Source organism: Ruegeria sp. BI11 (assembly GCF_056538005.1).
The window spans coordinates 104,402-119,779 of the sequence record NZ_JBQFSM010000012.1 but is presented as its reverse complement, the minus strand read 5'-3'; the positions used below and the strand labels follow the sequence as shown (position 1 = coordinate 119,779).

Annotated in this window: 12 protein-coding genes and 1 tRNA gene; 8 read left to right on the top strand and 5 right to left on the bottom strand. The window is 56.9% G+C overall.

All coding sequences use genetic code 11. The features are described 5' to 3' along the window. Positions 1 to 23: 23 nt before the first annotated feature. On the bottom strand, positions 24 to 1,301 hold the full coding sequence (locus tag ACR0DT_RS20730) for a tetratricopeptide repeat protein (RefSeq protein WP_480712573.1): 1,278 nt from the start codon (positions 1,299 to 1,301) through the stop codon (positions 24 to 26). Positions 1,302 to 1,625: 324 nt separating this feature from the next. Here ACR0DT_RS20730 and mgrA point away from each other — a divergent pair, with 324 nt between their 5' ends. Together mgrA and ACR0DT_RS20720 are read left to right on the top strand one after the other, a co-directional pair. After that, complete coding sequence (gene mgrA, locus ACR0DT_RS20725) at positions 1,626 to 2,657, top strand: L-glyceraldehyde 3-phosphate reductase (protein WP_480712602.1); 1,032 nt, start codon at positions 1,626 to 1,628, stop codon at positions 2,655 to 2,657. A gap of 281 nt (positions 2,658 to 2,938) precedes the next feature. Further along, on the top strand, positions 2,939 to 3,229 hold the full coding sequence (locus ACR0DT_RS20720; protein WP_480712572.1) for a hypothetical protein: 291 nt from the start codon (positions 2,939 to 2,941) through the stop codon (positions 3,227 to 3,229). Positions 3,230 to 3,547: 318 nt separating this feature from the next. Here the strand turns inward: ACR0DT_RS20720 and ACR0DT_RS20715 are convergent. Next, positions 3,548 to 3,622, bottom strand: a tRNA-Gln gene (locus tag ACR0DT_RS20715). A 434-nt stretch (positions 3,623 to 4,056) separates the two neighbouring features. Here ACR0DT_RS20715 and ACR0DT_RS20710 point away from each other — a divergent pair. Continuing rightward, positions 4,057 to 4,563 carry a ferritin gene (locus ACR0DT_RS20710; protein WP_480712571.1) on the top strand — a complete coding sequence of 169 codons (507 nt, stop codon included), beginning with the start codon at positions 4,057 to 4,059 and terminating at the stop codon, positions 4,561 to 4,563. Positions 4,564 to 4,592: 29 nt separating this feature from the next. Here ACR0DT_RS20710 and ACR0DT_RS20705 read toward each other — a convergent pair whose 3' ends face one another. Continuing rightward, positions 4,593 to 5,081 carry an SH3 domain-containing protein gene (locus ACR0DT_RS20705; RefSeq protein ID WP_480712601.1) on the bottom strand — a complete coding sequence of 163 codons (489 nt, stop codon included), beginning with the start codon at positions 5,079 to 5,081 and terminating at the stop codon, positions 4,593 to 4,595. A gap of 170 nt (positions 5,082 to 5,251) precedes the next feature. On the opposite strand from ACR0DT_RS20705, the gene ACR0DT_RS20700 reads away from it, so the two are divergent. From ACR0DT_RS20700 to ACR0DT_RS20680, 5 genes are all read left to right on the top strand, one after another. Further along, complete coding sequence (locus ACR0DT_RS20700; protein WP_480712600.1) at positions 5,252 to 6,238, top strand: 2-hydroxyacid dehydrogenase; 987 nt, start codon at positions 5,252 to 5,254, stop codon at positions 6,236 to 6,238. 39 nt (positions 6,239 to 6,277) lie between these two features. After that, positions 6,278 to 8,071 carry a gamma-glutamyltransferase gene (ggt, locus tag ACR0DT_RS20695; protein ID WP_480712570.1) on the top strand — a complete coding sequence of 598 codons (1,794 nt, stop codon included), beginning with the start codon at positions 6,278 to 6,280 and terminating at the stop codon, positions 8,069 to 8,071. A 12-nt stretch (positions 8,072 to 8,083) separates the two neighbouring features. Continuing rightward, positions 8,084 to 9,496, top strand: a complete 1,413-nt coding sequence (locus ACR0DT_RS20690; RefSeq protein ID WP_480712569.1) for an FAD-binding oxidoreductase — start codon at positions 8,084 to 8,086, stop codon at positions 9,494 to 9,496. A 96-nt stretch (positions 9,497 to 9,592) separates the two neighbouring features. Continuing rightward, positions 9,593 to 10,918 (top strand): cupredoxin domain-containing protein, encoded by a 1,326-nt coding sequence (locus ACR0DT_RS20685; RefSeq protein WP_480712568.1) that lies wholly within the window; start codon positions 9,593 to 9,595, stop codon positions 10,916 to 10,918. A 141-nt stretch (positions 10,919 to 11,059) separates the two neighbouring features. Next, positions 11,060 to 13,567 carry a GcvT family protein gene (locus ACR0DT_RS20680; protein WP_480712567.1) on the top strand — a complete coding sequence of 836 codons (2,508 nt, stop codon included), beginning with the start codon at positions 11,060 to 11,062 and terminating at the stop codon, positions 13,565 to 13,567. Between the two features lie 42 nt (positions 13,568 to 13,609). Here ACR0DT_RS20680 and ACR0DT_RS20675 read toward each other — a convergent pair whose 3' ends face one another. Continuing rightward, complete coding sequence (locus tag ACR0DT_RS20675; protein WP_480712566.1) at positions 13,610 to 14,263, bottom strand: DUF938 domain-containing protein; 654 nt, start codon at positions 14,261 to 14,263, stop codon at positions 13,610 to 13,612. Beyond that, a complete protein-coding gene (locus ACR0DT_RS20670; RefSeq protein WP_480712565.1) occupies positions 14,260 to 15,333 on the bottom strand; it encodes an NAD(P)/FAD-dependent oxidoreductase in 1,074 nt (357 codons plus the stop codon). The genes ACR0DT_RS20675 and ACR0DT_RS20670 overlap by 4 nt, the downstream gene beginning before the upstream one ends. Positions 15,334 to 15,378: the final 45 nt, after the last annotated feature.

Sequence of the window (15,378 nt, the reverse complement as noted above, 5' to 3'; positions counted from 1 at the left end):
TTATCAACTGAAGCTCTGAGAATTCAGACATAGCCGACAACAGGCGCTGTCTCGCTGAAGATCGAGCGCCGTACTGTAATCGTTCGATGGGCCTCTTGGGTATGTCCCGATTTCAGCAACAGGTTCAGGTAAGTCAGTTCCAAAAGGTCTCGCTGCGCGCGGCTGCCGCCCAGGCGAGCGTGATCCGCCATGACCGGTGTGAGCTGTTGGAGCGCAACCGACCAATCCTGCCGTGCGATCGCATCCCACGCACTTGCCACTGGACGTACGAGATCTGCCGCAAAACCTGATTGTGTTTCAGTCAGGATCGCAAGGCGTTCTCCGTCTCCCGCCATAGCATGGGCCAGCGCGCTGTGAATGTCTGCAAAACTCATGCCCGGGTTTGGAAAGAACCGCGATGCGTAGTCGCTAAGGTCGCGCCAAAGCGCGGGCACCACCTTGTGACCCGCAATCTCGGCGCGGTACAGAAGCGCGGCGGCGTCCGTCAGAACATTGATCGGCAAAGAGTGCGACACGCCGGGTGCGATAGCGCCTTTGTAAATCGCCCACAGCTCAGTCTCATCCTCCTGCTCCAGGGCCCACAAGGCGCGATGCCAGCTCAGGTGGCCGTGCAACACAGAGCGCACATCATAGTCTGCGATCCAGTCGGCAAGGTAGGCGCGACCAGCCTCCCCGGAACCCTGTTCGTAAAGCGTGTGTGCTTTGAAGTGCGACGCGTTTGCGTTGGCATTGTTCAAGGCGAGTGAACCGTCCATCATGGACATGGCCTCATCAAGACGTCCAACTTCGCACAGCGCCTGACCATGCACGCTCATGATCCACCAATCCTCACCCAAGGCATCATAGAGTTTGCTCGTGTAGGCAAGTTGCATACTTTCCCGGCCGGGTTCGCCAGATGTCCCGATCAAGCCGAAAATGTTGGTACAGATTTGTGCGACAAGAACATCGCGCGGGTGATGTGCAGCGTGCTCCTGAACTGCGCTTCGCGTCTCGGAAACACGTCCCTGGAGCAAGAGATCCAAAGCTGCGAGATGACCCTCCTCGCGTTCGGTCAACCCCGACGCGCGGGCGTGGGCCGACGCCATCGCTTCTTGAGCGCCCGGCATATCGTTTTCATACATTCGAGCCCGAGCAAGCCCAACGTAACCAAGAGCAAAACCGGGATCGGCCTCGATGGCAGCGGAAAAGGCGTCGCTCGCGCCAAAAGTGGCTGCAAGTATGTGATCAAGCCCCGTGACATAGGCGTCCCGCGCTTTAGGGTCGTTGGTTGTCAAAGTAAGCCCGTATCGATCAGCCAACATTTTCCCACCTCCATTTTTGCGAGCAAGTCCAAAGATGCGCGCCCGAAATTGCTCAATGCTAACATAAAAATAGAAGGCCTAAGGACTTGAGTGAATAGTCCACTGCATCGGGAACAATACTAACAAACACTGAATCCGAGCAATTTAATGCAACTGATCAAATCGTGAGACTTTGATACTTAAAGTAAGACTAATCTTAAACACCCACCCAGATTGGGCCGAGGCTTGTATTAATCTTACTCCCGGTGATCCGTTTGACAGGCCCATCAATCCATTGATTATGTGCGCATGACCAAAGCTCAACGACCGCCAAAGCCAAAACCCATTCCTTACACCCCGGAGCCGGACCGCTATGAGCGGATGGTTTACCGGCGATGTGGGCGGTCTGGTGTGAAGCTTCCTGTTGTCAGCCTAGGGTTATGGCACAATTTTGGTGCGGATTCTGCCCACGAAAACAAACGCGCCATGTGCCGGACCGCGTTTGATCACGGCATCACTCACTTTGATTTGGCGAACAATTACGGTCCACCACCCGGTTCGGCCGAAGAGGCATTTGGTGAAATCCTCAAAACGGATTTCGCGGGCTACAGGGATGAGCTGATTATTTCCTCCAAAGCAGGCTACGACATGTGGGCGGGACCTTATGGGGAATGGGGTTCACGAAAGTACCTCATCGCGTCTTGTGATCAGTCACTCGCGCGTATGGGGCTTGATTACGTCGACATCTTTTATTCCCATCGTTTTGATCCGGATACCCCGCTCGAAGAGACGATGGGTGCATTGGATCATATCGTACGGTCGGGCCGCGCGCTGTACGCGGGTATCTCGAGCTACAACTCCCAACGCACGCGCGAGGCGGTGAAGATTCTCAACGACCTTGGGACACCGTGCCTGATTCATCAGCCTTCTTACAATTTGCTCAACCGTTGGGTGGAGCGGGACGGTTTGCTCGATACGCTTGACGATCTTGGGATAGGATCGATTGCATTCACGCCGTTGGCACAAGGCATTCTGACGTCAAAATACCTACGCGATATTCCAGATGGCAGCCGTGCCACGCAAGGAAAGTCACTGCTTGATGGCATGATCAACGAGCGGTCTCTGGCAAGTGTTCGTGCTCTGAATGACATCGCCGAGGCACGTGGACAGACTCTGGCGCAAATGGCTGTGGCCTGGGTGCTCAGAGGTGAACGGGTGACGACCGCACTTATTGGTGCGTCCCGGCCGGATCAGATCGTAGATTGCGCCGGCGTTGTTGATAATCTCGACTTCAGTGCTGACGAGTTGGAGAAGATCGATGAAATCAGTTCTGAAGAAGACATCAATTTGTGGGCGCGGTCGTCAGAAACAGAATGACCATTAATTGACGTCTACAAAATCGAGTCATTGAGAGCTTGCGATTATTGGCCGAAACAGCCTTTGCAGTTAGGCCGACAAGCCATCAATACCGACCGGCACAAAGCCGACTTTGAGCAAATTGATTGATTTCTGCAATCCCAACCCGCTTTCCGGACATTCGCCGCAACTACACCATTGGCTTCCCGTTTTGTCAGGTCGATGTTTCGTGCTTCAGGAACCAGCTCGACGGTCAGGTTTGGATGCCTGTCACCTAGCTTTCCGAGGTGAGGCAGAATGACGTGATTTATGATCAAGGGAACGGTGCTGATCCTGATCATGCCTCCGACCTGGCCGGAGGACTTATCCAGATGCTCTCTTCTGGCGGCACGACGCAGTTTCTTGTTTTCGACTCCGAGCTTCTCAATGCGCTCATTAACGTCTTCGTCGGGTATGTTGCCCATGCCTTTTGCTCGACCAGAATCCTGGCCAATTCCACCCGAAGGATTTCGGTCAGCAGGGCCTTTGCGTCGGCCGGCACCAAGGAAGTTATTGTCAGCAATTCCACGATTTCGAACTCCATTTGCTTGTAGACCGCGAGGAGCCTTGCGGCGCTCATCACGGCGTCGCGCGAGGGATCGGTTAGCAACGAAAAACAGAGAAATGAGTTTGTTAGTAGGTTTGTTAGGGTTTTTGGCAGGCGTTTACGGAAATAGAAAAACCGATCCCTTCGCATAAGGTAGGGACCGGCGCACTGCTTGTGTTTTCGATTGGCTGAATCGGCTCGCTTGCGGGCATAGCGGGCAACGGCATCTTTTACACTCTGTGTCACAGTTTCTGAGGGCTGTGACACACACGGCGCGTCAGGGGCAGATTTCGCTCTTTGATTTCGTTGGATTTTGGGAAATTCATGGCTGGGGTGGTAGGATTCGAACCTACGATACACGGTACCAAAAACCGCTGCCTTACCACTTGGCTACACCCCAACAGTGAGGCGCTATCTACGATTGTTGGTTGGAGGGTTCAAGAGCTTTCGAGTGAAAAAATTAAGCTTGGAGCAAAAATTATTTTTGATGCGTTCCCGACAGTTCCATGTGGTGATTTTAGCCTATCGTGGCCCGCCCAGCTCCCGAGCAAAAATTAAGCTATGGAAGGCTTCAGGCTGACCTGAAGCCAAAAAACACTGCTATAGTAAATGGAAATGAGGAGTTTACCGCCCTTCGACGTGGATAGCTGTTTGATGTCTGGAAACATCCTGCAATGACCAAGCGCCATGGTATTGCAAGTGCCTTTCACTTGCAGAGTGATTGCACTTAAAATACTGAAAATAAACTGCAAAATGAAATATCCAGGTTGCGTGGATTCTCGAAAAACCGTAGCAATATGAGTGTAACGGCACCCCGTGACACAGGAGACGAAGATGAAGCTGAACCCGAATGTCGCAGAAGCGCTGAACCGTCAGATCAACAACGAACTTCAGGCATCCTATACCTATCTGGCTATGGCTGCCTATTTCGAATCGCAGGACCTGCCCGGATTTGCGCAGTGGTTCCGCGGCCACTCGGTCGAGGAAGAGGGGCACGCCATGCGTATCTTTGACTTTGTGGCGCAGCGCGGTGGAAGAATCGAGCTGGACGGCATCAAAAAGCCCAAGGTGGATTTCGACTCGCCGGTTGAGGCGTTGGAACTCGCGCTTGCCAATGAGGAACAGGTATCAGACCAGATCAATGCGCTGTTTGAGCTGGCGCATGATGTCAAGGAATACAGCACGCAGAACATGTTGAACTGGTTCCTGGCCGAACAGGCCGAAGAAGAGGATTTGTTTGGCAAGATTCTCGACAAAGTCAAAGCGGCCAATGGTGACCGTTGGAACCTGCTGCTGTTAGACAAGGACATGGGTGCGCAACCTGAGCAGGCTACGGAATAGACGATTGTTCGGGGGCTGACGCAGACCGGTTACTCGCGAATCTCAGAAGGATCGACGCCCCAGAGGTTCGATTTTAAAGCCCAGCCACGGTAGCCACCGGCGTAGATTTGGCACCAGTCCAGGCTGCAGCTGCCCAGGCGTGCCACCACACCGGATTCGAAATGAGCACTGATTTGCGCATTGAGATCGGGGCTGGCGTAGACGGGCAGCAGTTCGGCTTCGATAAGCACCGTGCGCACGCCGGACAGAAGGGCATAATGTACCCATCCACCGGCACCGTCACGGTCCTGAACCTTGCGCCAGTTGCCGTATTCAGCGGTAATTTGCAGCGGCATTCCGCGCCGTTTGAACACCCAATCGATTCGATGTGTCAGCGAAGGACCACGTCGAACATTGCCTTCTGCGGCCTTCATTGAAACGTATCGCGGCAAGGGCAGGTTGGTCACAGGTCCACGCGCATCCTGCGCGCTGGCAGCGAAAGTGCTCAACGCAACAAGAAATACAGACGAAACCACCAGAAGGCGGCGTTTTACCGATAGAAAACCACTCACTGACTGCCTGCTCTTGTGCCTGTTGATCTGGTTCCGAAAAAAGGTCGTCTCAATGCCATGGGGTTCTTGTGCCCCGCCTTATCCTGCGCCACGATGCCATGGCGCGCGAAGGTTTGCAAAGCGATGGGAGGGCGAAAGTGCCAAGAGAACGTCTGAGTGTTGTTGTAACGCGACGGTTGCCCGAGGCAGTGGAAACCAGGTTGAGTGAGTTGTTCGATGTGCAGTTGCGCGACGATGATACTCCTATGTCGCGCGATGAACTGGTTGCAGCGGTACAAAGCGCGGATGTCCTTGTTCCCACGGTTACCGATACGATTGATGGTGGTGTGCTGGGGCAGGCGGGTGAAAACCTGCGCTTGATTGCCAACTATGGCGCCGGTGTCGACAATATCGACGTGGCGACAGCGCGGCAGCGGGGCATCCTTGTTTCAAATACGCCGGGTGTACTGACCGATGATACGGCCGATATGACGATGGCATTGATCCTTGCGGTCACGCGGCGTTTTCCCGAAGGCGTTGGTGTGATGCAAAGGGGTGACTGGACCGGTTGGGCGCCCACCGCTTTGCTGGGCGGGCGCATCGGAGGCCGACGCCTTGGCATTTTGGGCATGGGGCGGATTGGTCAGGCCGTGGCCCGTCGTGCACGTGTCTTTGGGATGCAGGTGCATTATCACAACCGCCGCCGGTTGCGGCCCGAGGTCGAAGAAGAACTAGAGGCGACCTATTGGGAAAGCCTCGACCAAATGGTCGCCCGGATGGACGTTCTTTCCATTCATTGCCCGTCGACCCCATCGACCTTTCATCTGATGAACGCGCGGCGATTGAAGCTGTTGAAGCCTTCGGCGGTTGTCATCAACACCTCTCGGGGCGAAGTGATCGACGAAAATGCGCTGACGCGCCTGATCCGCTCGGGTGATATTGCTGGGGCAGGGCTGGATGTGTATGAACACGGCACCCAAGTGAACCCGCGTTTGCGGCAATTGCCCAACGTCGTTCTGCTGCCTCATATGGGGTCGGCCACGTTGGAAGGCCGGATCGAGATGGGCGAGAAAGTTATAATCAATATCAAAACCTTCGAAGACGGGCACCGCCCGCCGGATCAGGTTGTGCCATCTATGTTGTGAAGCACCCAAGCCGAAGGAACAATTTTTCAGGAGGATACGATGCGACGAAATCTGATTTCAGGATTGTTTGTGACGGCGTTGACCCTTTGTGGGGCGTCCTTCGCGCAGGAAACGGCTGATGCTGTGGCACCCGAAGGGGCCTCGGAAGGTCAGGCCAAGGGTTTGACCGCTGAGGTGATCGCCTCGCTTGAGGCGAAGATGGCCGGACAGCCTGTAACTTCGCAGAACTGGATGGTTGCTGCGGCGAACCCTCTGGCCGTTGAAGCCGGAGCCAAGGTGCTGCGGGCCGGAGGATCGGCCGCAGATGCCATGGTCGCGGTGCAAGTCGTGCTGGGGTTGGTCGAGCCGCAATCCTCGGGCCTTGGCGGCGGCGCGTTTCTGGTTTGGTATGACGCGGCAACCGGCAAATTGATCACGCTGGATGGGCGCGAAACAGCTCCGTTAGAGGCGAACCATCAGCTATTTCATGATGAAAATGGCGAGCCGCTGAAATTCTACGATGCCGTGGTCGGTGGGCTATCAGTCGGCACGCCCGGCACGCCCGCGTTGCTGGAAGAGGCACACCGGCGCTGGGGCCGCAGCCCATGGCCCAGCCTGTTTCAGGATGGCATCATGCTGGCCGATGAAGGCTTTCTTGTATCCCCGCGTCTAGCCACTTTGGTAGAGGCGGATGCCGAACGACTGTCCCGTTTTCCGGTGACCGCAGAATACTTCCTGCCAGGTGGTGCGCCATTGCAGCAAGGTCAGCGTCTGATGAACCCTGACTATGCGCACACGTTGCGGCTGTTGGCCAGCGAAGGCTCTGCCGGTTTCTACGGCGGTGAAATCGCTGCCGGTATCGTTAGCACGGTGCGCAATGCGCCGGGTAATCCCGGTGTTCTGTCCGGTGTCGATCTGGCGCTTTATCAGGTGATCGAGCGGGAACCGGTTTGTGCTGCCTATCGTGCTTATGAGGTTTGCGGTATGGGGCCGCCCTCATCCGGGGCACTGACGGTTGGACAGATTCTGGGCATGCTGGACGGATATGATCTGGCCGCGATGGGCCCCGAAGATGCACATGCGTGGCGGTTGATTGGCGATGCATCTCGCTTGGCCTTTGCGGATCGCGGTCGCTACATGGCCGATCACGACTATGTGCCGATGCCAACGCAAGGTCTGGTCGATCCAGCCTATCTGTCTGAACGTGGGCAACTGCTGGGCGGAGAGGGCGCGCTGATCGAGGTCACCCCAGGCAACCCTGAGTTCGACCATGCGTCGAACTGGGCGGATGATGTATCGCTCGAGTTGCCGTCGACCTCGCATATTTCGATTGTTGACCAGTATGGCAACGTGCTTTCGATGACCACAACGATTGAAAACGGGTTCGGTTCGCGGCTGATGACCAATGGATTCTTGTTGAATAACGAACTGACCGATTTCTCGTTTAAAACGCACAGCGATGGTGTTCCGATTGCCAATCGGTTGGAACCCGGCAAGCGCCCGCGTTCTTCCATGAGCCCGACGATTGTGATGCAGGACGACAAACCGGTGCTAGCGATCGGATCGCCCGGCGGCAGCCGCATTATTGGTTATGTCGCCAAGTCGATCATCGCCTGGACCGATTGGGGTATGGACGTGCAACAGGCGCTGTCGCTGCCGCATCTGGTCAACCGCTTCGGCACCTATGATGTGGAACAGGGCACCGCAGCCGAAGGGTTCTCGGACCCGTTGATCGAACTCGGATTCGAGGTAAATCCGCGCGATCTGACATCAGGGCTGCACGCAATTGAGATCGGAGACGTCTTGACCGGTGGTGCCGATCCACGCCGCGAAGGCATTGCGCTAGGCGAATAAAAGGGGAAGCTCATGGTGCAGGCAGCTGCGTTGCCGCGAAACGAGGCCGGGATTGAGCCGGCGGTCGGTATCCTAAAGCAGAAATTCGGTGATCGTTTGCAAACCAGTCAGGCGATCCGTGAACAGCATGGTCACACGACCACCTGGATTAATAATCAGGCCCCGGACGCAGTGGTATTCCCCCATTCGACCGAGGAAGTTTCTCAGATCGTCAAAACCTGCGCCCAGCACAAGGTTCCCGTGATCGCCTTTGGTACCGGTACGTCGCTGGAGGGGCATGTGAACGCTCCGGCAGGGGGGATCTCGGTCGATCTGAGCCAGATGAACAAGGTGCTGGCGGTGCATGCCAATGATCTGGATTGCGTTGTGCAACCGGGTGTGACGCGCGAAGACCTGAACACCCATCTGCGCGATCAGGGCCTGTTCTTTCCCATCGATCCCGGTGCCAATGCATCACTGGGCGGTATGGCGGCAACGCGGGCCTCGGGCACCAACGCAGTACGCTATGGCACGATGAAAGACAATATCCTCAGCCTTGAGGCGGTGATGCCCGATGGTCAGATCATCCGTACCGGTCACCGGGCGCGAAAGTCCTCGGCGGGGTATGACTTGACCCGCCTGCTGATCGGGGCCGAAGGAACGTTGGGCATCATAACCGAGCTTACCCTGCGCCTACAGGGCATTCCCGAGGCGATCACCTCGGCCCGGTGTTCCTTTCCGACAGTTGATGCAGCCTGTCAGGCGGTGATGATGACGATCCAATACGGCGTGCCTGTGGCCCGGATCGAGCTGCTGGATGAACTGTCGGTCAAGGCGGCCAATGCCTATTCCGGGCTCAGCCTGCCGGAGACGCCTTTGTTGCTGTTGGAATTCCACGGATCAGAATCCGGCGCGGTTGAGCAAGCCGAAACCTTTGGTCAGATCGCCGATGAGTTCGGTGGCACCGATTTTGCCGCGACCTCAACGACCGAAGAACGCAACAAGTTGTGGCAAGCCCGGCATGATATGTACTGGGCCAGCCTGCAATTGCGCCCCGGGGCACGGGGAATCTCCACTGATGTCTGCGTTCCGATCTCACGCCTGGCGGAATGCGTCACCACGACCCGGGACAAGGCCAATGAGTTGGGCTTAATGGCACCGATCGTCGGGCATGTCGGGGATGGGAATTTTCACACCCTGCTGTTAATCGACATGGACAATGCCGATGAGGTGGCCCGGGCCGACGGTTTTGTCGGTTGGTTGAACGATCTCGCCATTTCGATGGAAGGTACCTGCACCGGTGAGCATGGAATCGGACAGGGCAAGCGCCCATACCTGATCAAGGAACTGGGTACGGCGGTCAGCTATATGGAGGCCATAAAACGAGCGCTGGACCCGGATAACATCATGAATCCGGGTAAAATTATTCCACCCTCAAAAAGCTGAGGTAATATCGATTTTTCTGCATGGAAGTCACAAGATTGCCGAATTTCTCAACTAGTTTATTGAAAAAATGAGCAGTGATTGATTTCGGAGATTTAGATGGGCGCTCTACGGTTTATTGGCTTTGCGCTGATTGCGGTATTGGCCATGGCAGGCCTCGATTATTACCAGCAGGGCAAAAAGCATGAAGGAACCTTATCCGCCAGCGGCTATGTGGACACGCTAAAACAGCGGTTTGCCCTCTATAATCAGGAACTGGACGCGGAAAAGCTAGAGCGCGAACGGCAACAGCGCTGGCGTGCAGGCGGTAAGCCTTACGTTCCGGAAACCGGCGAAGGATGGGAGCGCCGCTCGATTGCGGATAGGGATTTTACCCTCGATGCTCGTGAAGGACCGGGGCTAGATAATGTTAGCGAAGCGGCCCGACCACTGGCCAAGAATGTCGCCGTTCAGGAAGCCCAGCTACTGGCGAAGAAACTGGACCGCACCAGCTGGGTTTATGAAAAAGGTGACTATACGCTCTGGTTGCAGGTGACCCTCAGGGAAGACGCCAGATCAAGCACGTTGATGGGTAACATCGCCCAATCAGTTGCCTCTCTGGGCCTTAATAGTGGCGACTACGCCCCCTTCGGTGTTATCGGAGGCGTGGCTTATTTCCAGTTTAAGCAAAACCGATACAGCGTGATTACAGTAAATGACCGGGCTTTTTGGGCGATGGTCACTGCGACGGTGTCCGATTATGAAACCCCTCCCGGTTTCGAAATCTACAAAGGAACCCTCGGCCTGGGCGAGGAAATCCGCATGCAACTTTATTCGGACGCGCCCGCAGAGGAAGTATCCGCATTTCTGGCCCAGTTGGACTACGACGGGATGAACGCGTTGCTAAGCGCGCCTGTACCCGGGGTCGGGAATGGCGTTATCGCGATACCCGAGACTGAAGCGGAGCTGGCTGCAAATATGGCCGCTTTAAGAGGTGAATTCGTCAAATTGCGCGGAGAACTGGCACGGCTACGTCTGAATAATGTCGATGCGCTGGCGATGGTTGCCAATTCGCTGGCCGGGCAATATGGACTGCCCGCCGACACGTTTGATCTGACAGCGAATAAAATCCAATCTGCGGACGATCTGGTGCAGGTGGGGTACCGCAAGGGTTTGACCGATCTTTTGGCGGATCAAACTCAAAAGGCCGAGGCCGAAGGTGGAAATATGTTCGGACGCCTTTTCGCGTCCTTTCAGGGCGATGGAGAGAACCCCGGCACCACAGGAGAACCCTCTGGTGGATTTTTGAGCGGGTTGAAATCCTATTTCCAAACGAGCGATTCCGCGCAAGCGTCAGATGTTCGTGTCAACAAGGGCGGGGCAGGGGCTTTGAGCAAATGCGCGACCAAAGATGCATTCAAAACCTGTACGTGGGGAGGCGGCTAAAACTGCCCCACAATAAGACGAAAAACGACTCCCAAGAGATTGGGGGTCGTTTTTTTTATATCACTGGTCGGATGAATGTCGCGCTGGAGGCATCTAATGCGCCATATGGTGTCAACTGAATTCAAGGGGAGACACCCGGCTATGAAAACCCAAGTCAAAGCACTGGTCGTTGGCGGCGGCGCCGTTGGGACCTCGATTGCCTATCATCTGGCCAAGGCGGGCTGGGATGATGTGATGTTGATCGAACGGGACGAACTGACGTCCGGATCGACATGGCACGCCGCCGGTCTGCTGCCACTGTTCAACATGTCCTATGCGACGACTCACATCCACAAATACTCGGTCGACTTTTACAAGACGCTTGAGGAAGAAACTGGTTTGAACGCAGGGTTCGCCGTGGTGGGCAACCTGCGTATGGCGCAGACGCAAGAGCGTATGGACGAATACATGCTTTATGCGTCCACCGCTGAGACCTGTGACGTCGCCTATGAATGGCTGACCCCGGACCAGATCAAGGAACGCTGGCCGCTGATCGAGACCTCGGACCTGAAGGGTGCGATCTACCACACCGAAGACGGCTACATTAACCCCGCCGACGTGACCCAGGCGATGGCCAAGGGTGCCCGTCAGCGTGGCGTAGACATCGTCCGCAAGATGCAGGCCGATGCCTTCCACTGGAACGGCACCCATTGGGAAGTCACCTGCACCAAGATGGTCGAAAAGGGCGGCAACCTGGTCGAAAGCGATGAGCAGGTGGTGATCACCGCCGAGCACGTGGTGACCGCATCCGGCAACCACGCGCAGCGCACCGCCAAGATGCTGGGTATTAAGATGCCCGCCATTCCGGTCGAGCACACTTTTATCGTCATGGATAAAGACCCCGAGCTGGTCAAATGGCGCGAAGCGGGCAATCCAGAACACCCCGTCGTGCGTGATGCCGACAACGAATCCTACGCGCGTGAGGAACGTGGCGGCTGGATTCTGGGTATCTATGAACATGGCGCGCCCGCGCGGTTCGAGCATGGTGTGCCGGACAGCTTCCGAGCCGACCTGTTCCCGCTGGATCTGGACCGGATCGCCGATCAGTATATGGCGATGGCCGAGCGTGTGCCGTCCTGTGCCGAATCCGGCCTGAAAGACGATTTCAACGGCCCGATCTGCTACACCCCTGACGGCAACCCGTTGGTTGGTCCGGCTCCGGGCCTGCGCAACATGTGGCTGGCCGAAGGGTTCTCGTTCGGGATCACTGCTGCGGGCGGCACCGGCTATTACCTGGCGCAGATGATGGTCGATGGCGAAGCCGAGATCGACATGGCCTCGTTGGACCCCAAGCGTTACTCATCCAACTGGATGACCACCGAGTTCGCGGCGCGCAAGAACGAAGAATGCTACGAGCACGTTTATATCTTGCACCACCCCGACGAAGAGCGCGAAGCTTGCCGTCCGCTGCGTACAGTTCCAGCTTATGAGCGTCAGAAGGCACGTGGCGCACAGTTCGGCTGGGTCAACGGCTGGGAACGTCCGAACTATTTCGGCCCCGTCGATGCACCAGACAACTTTGACAAAGAAAGCCGTTCGTTCCGCCGTGGCGGTTGGTGGCAGTATGCTGTCGAAGAAGCCAAGGCAATCCGCGAAGGCGTGGGTCTGGTCGATGCTTCCGCGTTTACCAAGCATGTTGTTAAAGGCCCCGGTGCGACCCAGTTCCTCGACTGGTTCACCTGTAACAAGCTGCCCAAGGTTGGTCGTATCAACCTGACCTACGCGCTGACCTCGCACGGCACCACCCGCACCGAATACACCATCGTCCGCAACGGCGAGAACAACTATTACATCGTCTCTGCCGGTGCCTGGACCGAGTACGACGCCGACTATCTGCGTAAGGCGGCCGAGGACAAGATGGACGAATTCGGTTACATCGAGATCCAGGACGTGACCACTCAGTGGGGCGTCTTCGCCATCGCCGGACCCAAGTCGCGTGACGTTCTGAAAGAGGTCATCAAGGACGCCGATCCGGAAACCGCATTGTCCAACAAACGTTTCCCGTGGCTGTCGGCGCGTCAGATCGAGTTGGGCATGTGCCCGGTCAACGCGATCCGTGTGGCTTATACTGGTGAGCTGGGCTGGGAACTGCACCACCCGATCGAGATGCAGAACTACCTTTTCGACCTGCTGGAGAAAGCGGGTGAGAAGCACGGTATGAAGCTGGTCGGTGCCCGCGCCCAGAACTGGCTGCGCCAGGAGAAATCGTATCGCGCCTTCGGCACCGAGCTGGGCCGCGACGCGACCCCGCTGGAAGCTGATCTGCCGCGGTTTGTCGACTTGTCCAAGGACTTCCACGGCAAGGCTAAGCTGGAAGAAACCGGCGTGCGGGTGAAGTGCTGCACCTTGCTGATCGACGGACCAGACGATGCCGACCCGTGGGGCCGCGAGGCACTGTACACACCGGAAGGTGAGCGTGTGGGTCGTCTGACCTCGGGTGGTTACTCGGTGGCGTTCGAAAAATCCATCGGCATGGGCTATGTGAAGCCTGAGATGGCGGTCGAAGGCACCAAGCTGAAGGTCAAAATTCAGGACAAGTTGTGGGATGCGGTCGTGACCTGCGACAGCCCCTACGATCCGAAAAACGAAACCATCCGCAAGGACGGTTGATCCGGAAAGAGAACAGGCGGCGCGAAGGTGCCGCCTGTTCTGCTATTGGCCCGGCTGTTCCGCGATAAAGGCTAGGTTATTCGCAGGCATCTCGACAATCTCGACGACAGTCAGATTTTGGGCGCGCATCAGCGCAGCAATGTCTTCATCATTCTTATACCCGATCTCAGCATCCTGCTGGATCAGTGCGTCGTGAAAGCGCTGATCTCCATCGCTGGTCAATTGCCCGGAGCGTTTAAACGGTCCGTAAAGGATAAAACGCCCCTTTGGGGCCAGCGCCTGCGCGGCCTCGGACACCAGCGCCTGCGTCTCTGGCCAGCTGATCAGATGTACCAGATTGATCAGGACGATCAGGTTCTGATCGGTAAAGTCTGCATGCCAGCCTTGCGCCGTGGCGTCCAGAGCGGCAGCGTTCGCGACGTTGGGCAGGTCGGTGGCGTAGGCGTCGATGCTGATTAGTCGCTCGGCCTCGACCTCGGTCGGTTGCCAAGTGAGGTCGGGCAGGGACTGGGCGAAGGCGCTGACATGCTGGCCGGTGCCGCTGGCAATTTCCAGCGCCCGGGCAGATTTTGGGGCCCATTGCACCAGTAGGTCAAACAAGGCTTCGGCATTGCGGGTCGCGGCGGGGGCGATAAGCCGTCCGTCCTGACCTTCTGTGGCAACGCTGGCGTTCGAGGGGAGGGTTCGTTTGCTCATCTACGCAACCTTTCCGGGCTAAGGGCGGCAATGGTTTCGCGGTCCAGTTCGGATGACGTGCCAATGGTCAGATCCGCCACCAGTTGCGACGCTGCCGGAGAGGTCTGGAACCCGTACCCCCCTTGACCCGCGGACCAAACAAAGGACGGATCGGACGGGTCGGGGCCCAAGACCAGAGTTCCATCTGGCGCGAAGCTGCGCAACCCGGCCCAGTTTGCCTCGACCCGGGTGACGGGCTTGGTCACCATCTCTTCGTATCGGGCCAGCCCCTCGGCCAGTACCATATCGTCGGCATAGGCGTCGTGTGGTGGTACGGGATCGGCTTCGGACGGGGAAACCAGCAGCTTGCCGGCATCGGGCTTGGCATACCATGTCTCACCTGCGCCCAACATCATCGGCCACTCGCGTAGGTCGTGCCCACCGGGGGCAGGTAGGCGCGCCATCGACCGTCGCTTTGGAACGATCCCGATCGGGGCAATCCCTGCCATTGCGGCGACCTCGTCAACCCAAGGCCCAGCGGCATTGATCAGAATGCGGGCCTGATGAGTATCCCCTGCTTCAACGACCCAATGTCTATCCTTGCGAATGCCAGTGACCTTGGCATTGGTCAGCACTTTACCCCCATTGCCGCGAATGGTGCGAGCGAAGTCCTGTAGCAACCGGTCCGTATCGATGTCGAACGCCCCCTTGCTGAGCGCCGCAAATCCAAGAGTGTCGGGGTTCAGGATTGGCACTCGATCCAGAGCTTGAGCCGTAGGGATCACCTGCATGGTCAGATCACCGGCGTCGCGTTCAAAGATGCCGCCTTGATCCTTGTGGCCGATCAGCATCAGATCGCGGGGCGTCAGATACCCGCCATTCTCGGCTTTAAGAAACGCCGCACTGGCTCTGTTCAGCGCGACGACTGAGGGCGGGCCATAGCTTTCCTCGAACAACGCGGCAGATCGGCCTGATGCGTGATAGCCTAACGCACCCTCGGCCTCTAGCACGGTCACCCGACCGTGGCAGGACAGACGTGCCCCGACGCTCAATCCGGCGACACCGCCGCCTATGACAAGGAAATCAATCATATGCCTCCTATTGACCACGTGCATTTTGCGATGATTACCAGCGCG

Excerpts from the sequence above, each read along its gene's own strand:
- ACR0DT_RS20675 (WP_480712566.1), bottom strand. The coding sequence starts at position 14,263 with ATGAGCAAACGAACCCTCCCCTCGAACGCCAGCGTTGCCACAGAAGGT.
- ACR0DT_RS20670 (WP_480712565.1), bottom strand. The coding sequence starts at position 15,333 with ATGATTGATTTCCTTGTCATAGGCGGCGGTGTCGCCGGATTGAGCGTC.
- ACR0DT_RS20690 (WP_480712569.1), top strand. The coding sequence starts at position 8,084 with ATGGTGCAGGCAGCTGCGTTGCCGCGAAACGAGGCCGGGATTGAGCCG.
- ACR0DT_RS20680 (WP_480712567.1), top strand. The coding sequence starts at position 11,060 with ATGAAAACCCAAGTCAAAGCACTGGTCGTTGGCGGCGGCGCCGTTGGG.
- ggt (WP_480712570.1), top strand. The coding sequence starts at position 6,278 with ATGCGACGAAATCTGATTTCAGGATTGTTTGTGACGGCGTTGACCCTT.
- ACR0DT_RS20685 (WP_480712568.1), top strand. The coding sequence starts at position 9,593 with ATGGGCGCTCTACGGTTTATTGGCTTTGCGCTGATTGCGGTATTGGCC.
- ACR0DT_RS20710 (WP_480712571.1), top strand. The coding sequence starts at position 4,057 with ATGAAGCTGAACCCGAATGTCGCAGAAGCGCTGAACCGTCAGATCAAC.
- ACR0DT_RS20730 (WP_480712573.1), bottom strand. The coding sequence starts at position 1,301 with ATGTTGGCTGATCGATACGGGCTTACTTTGACAACCAACGACCCTAAA.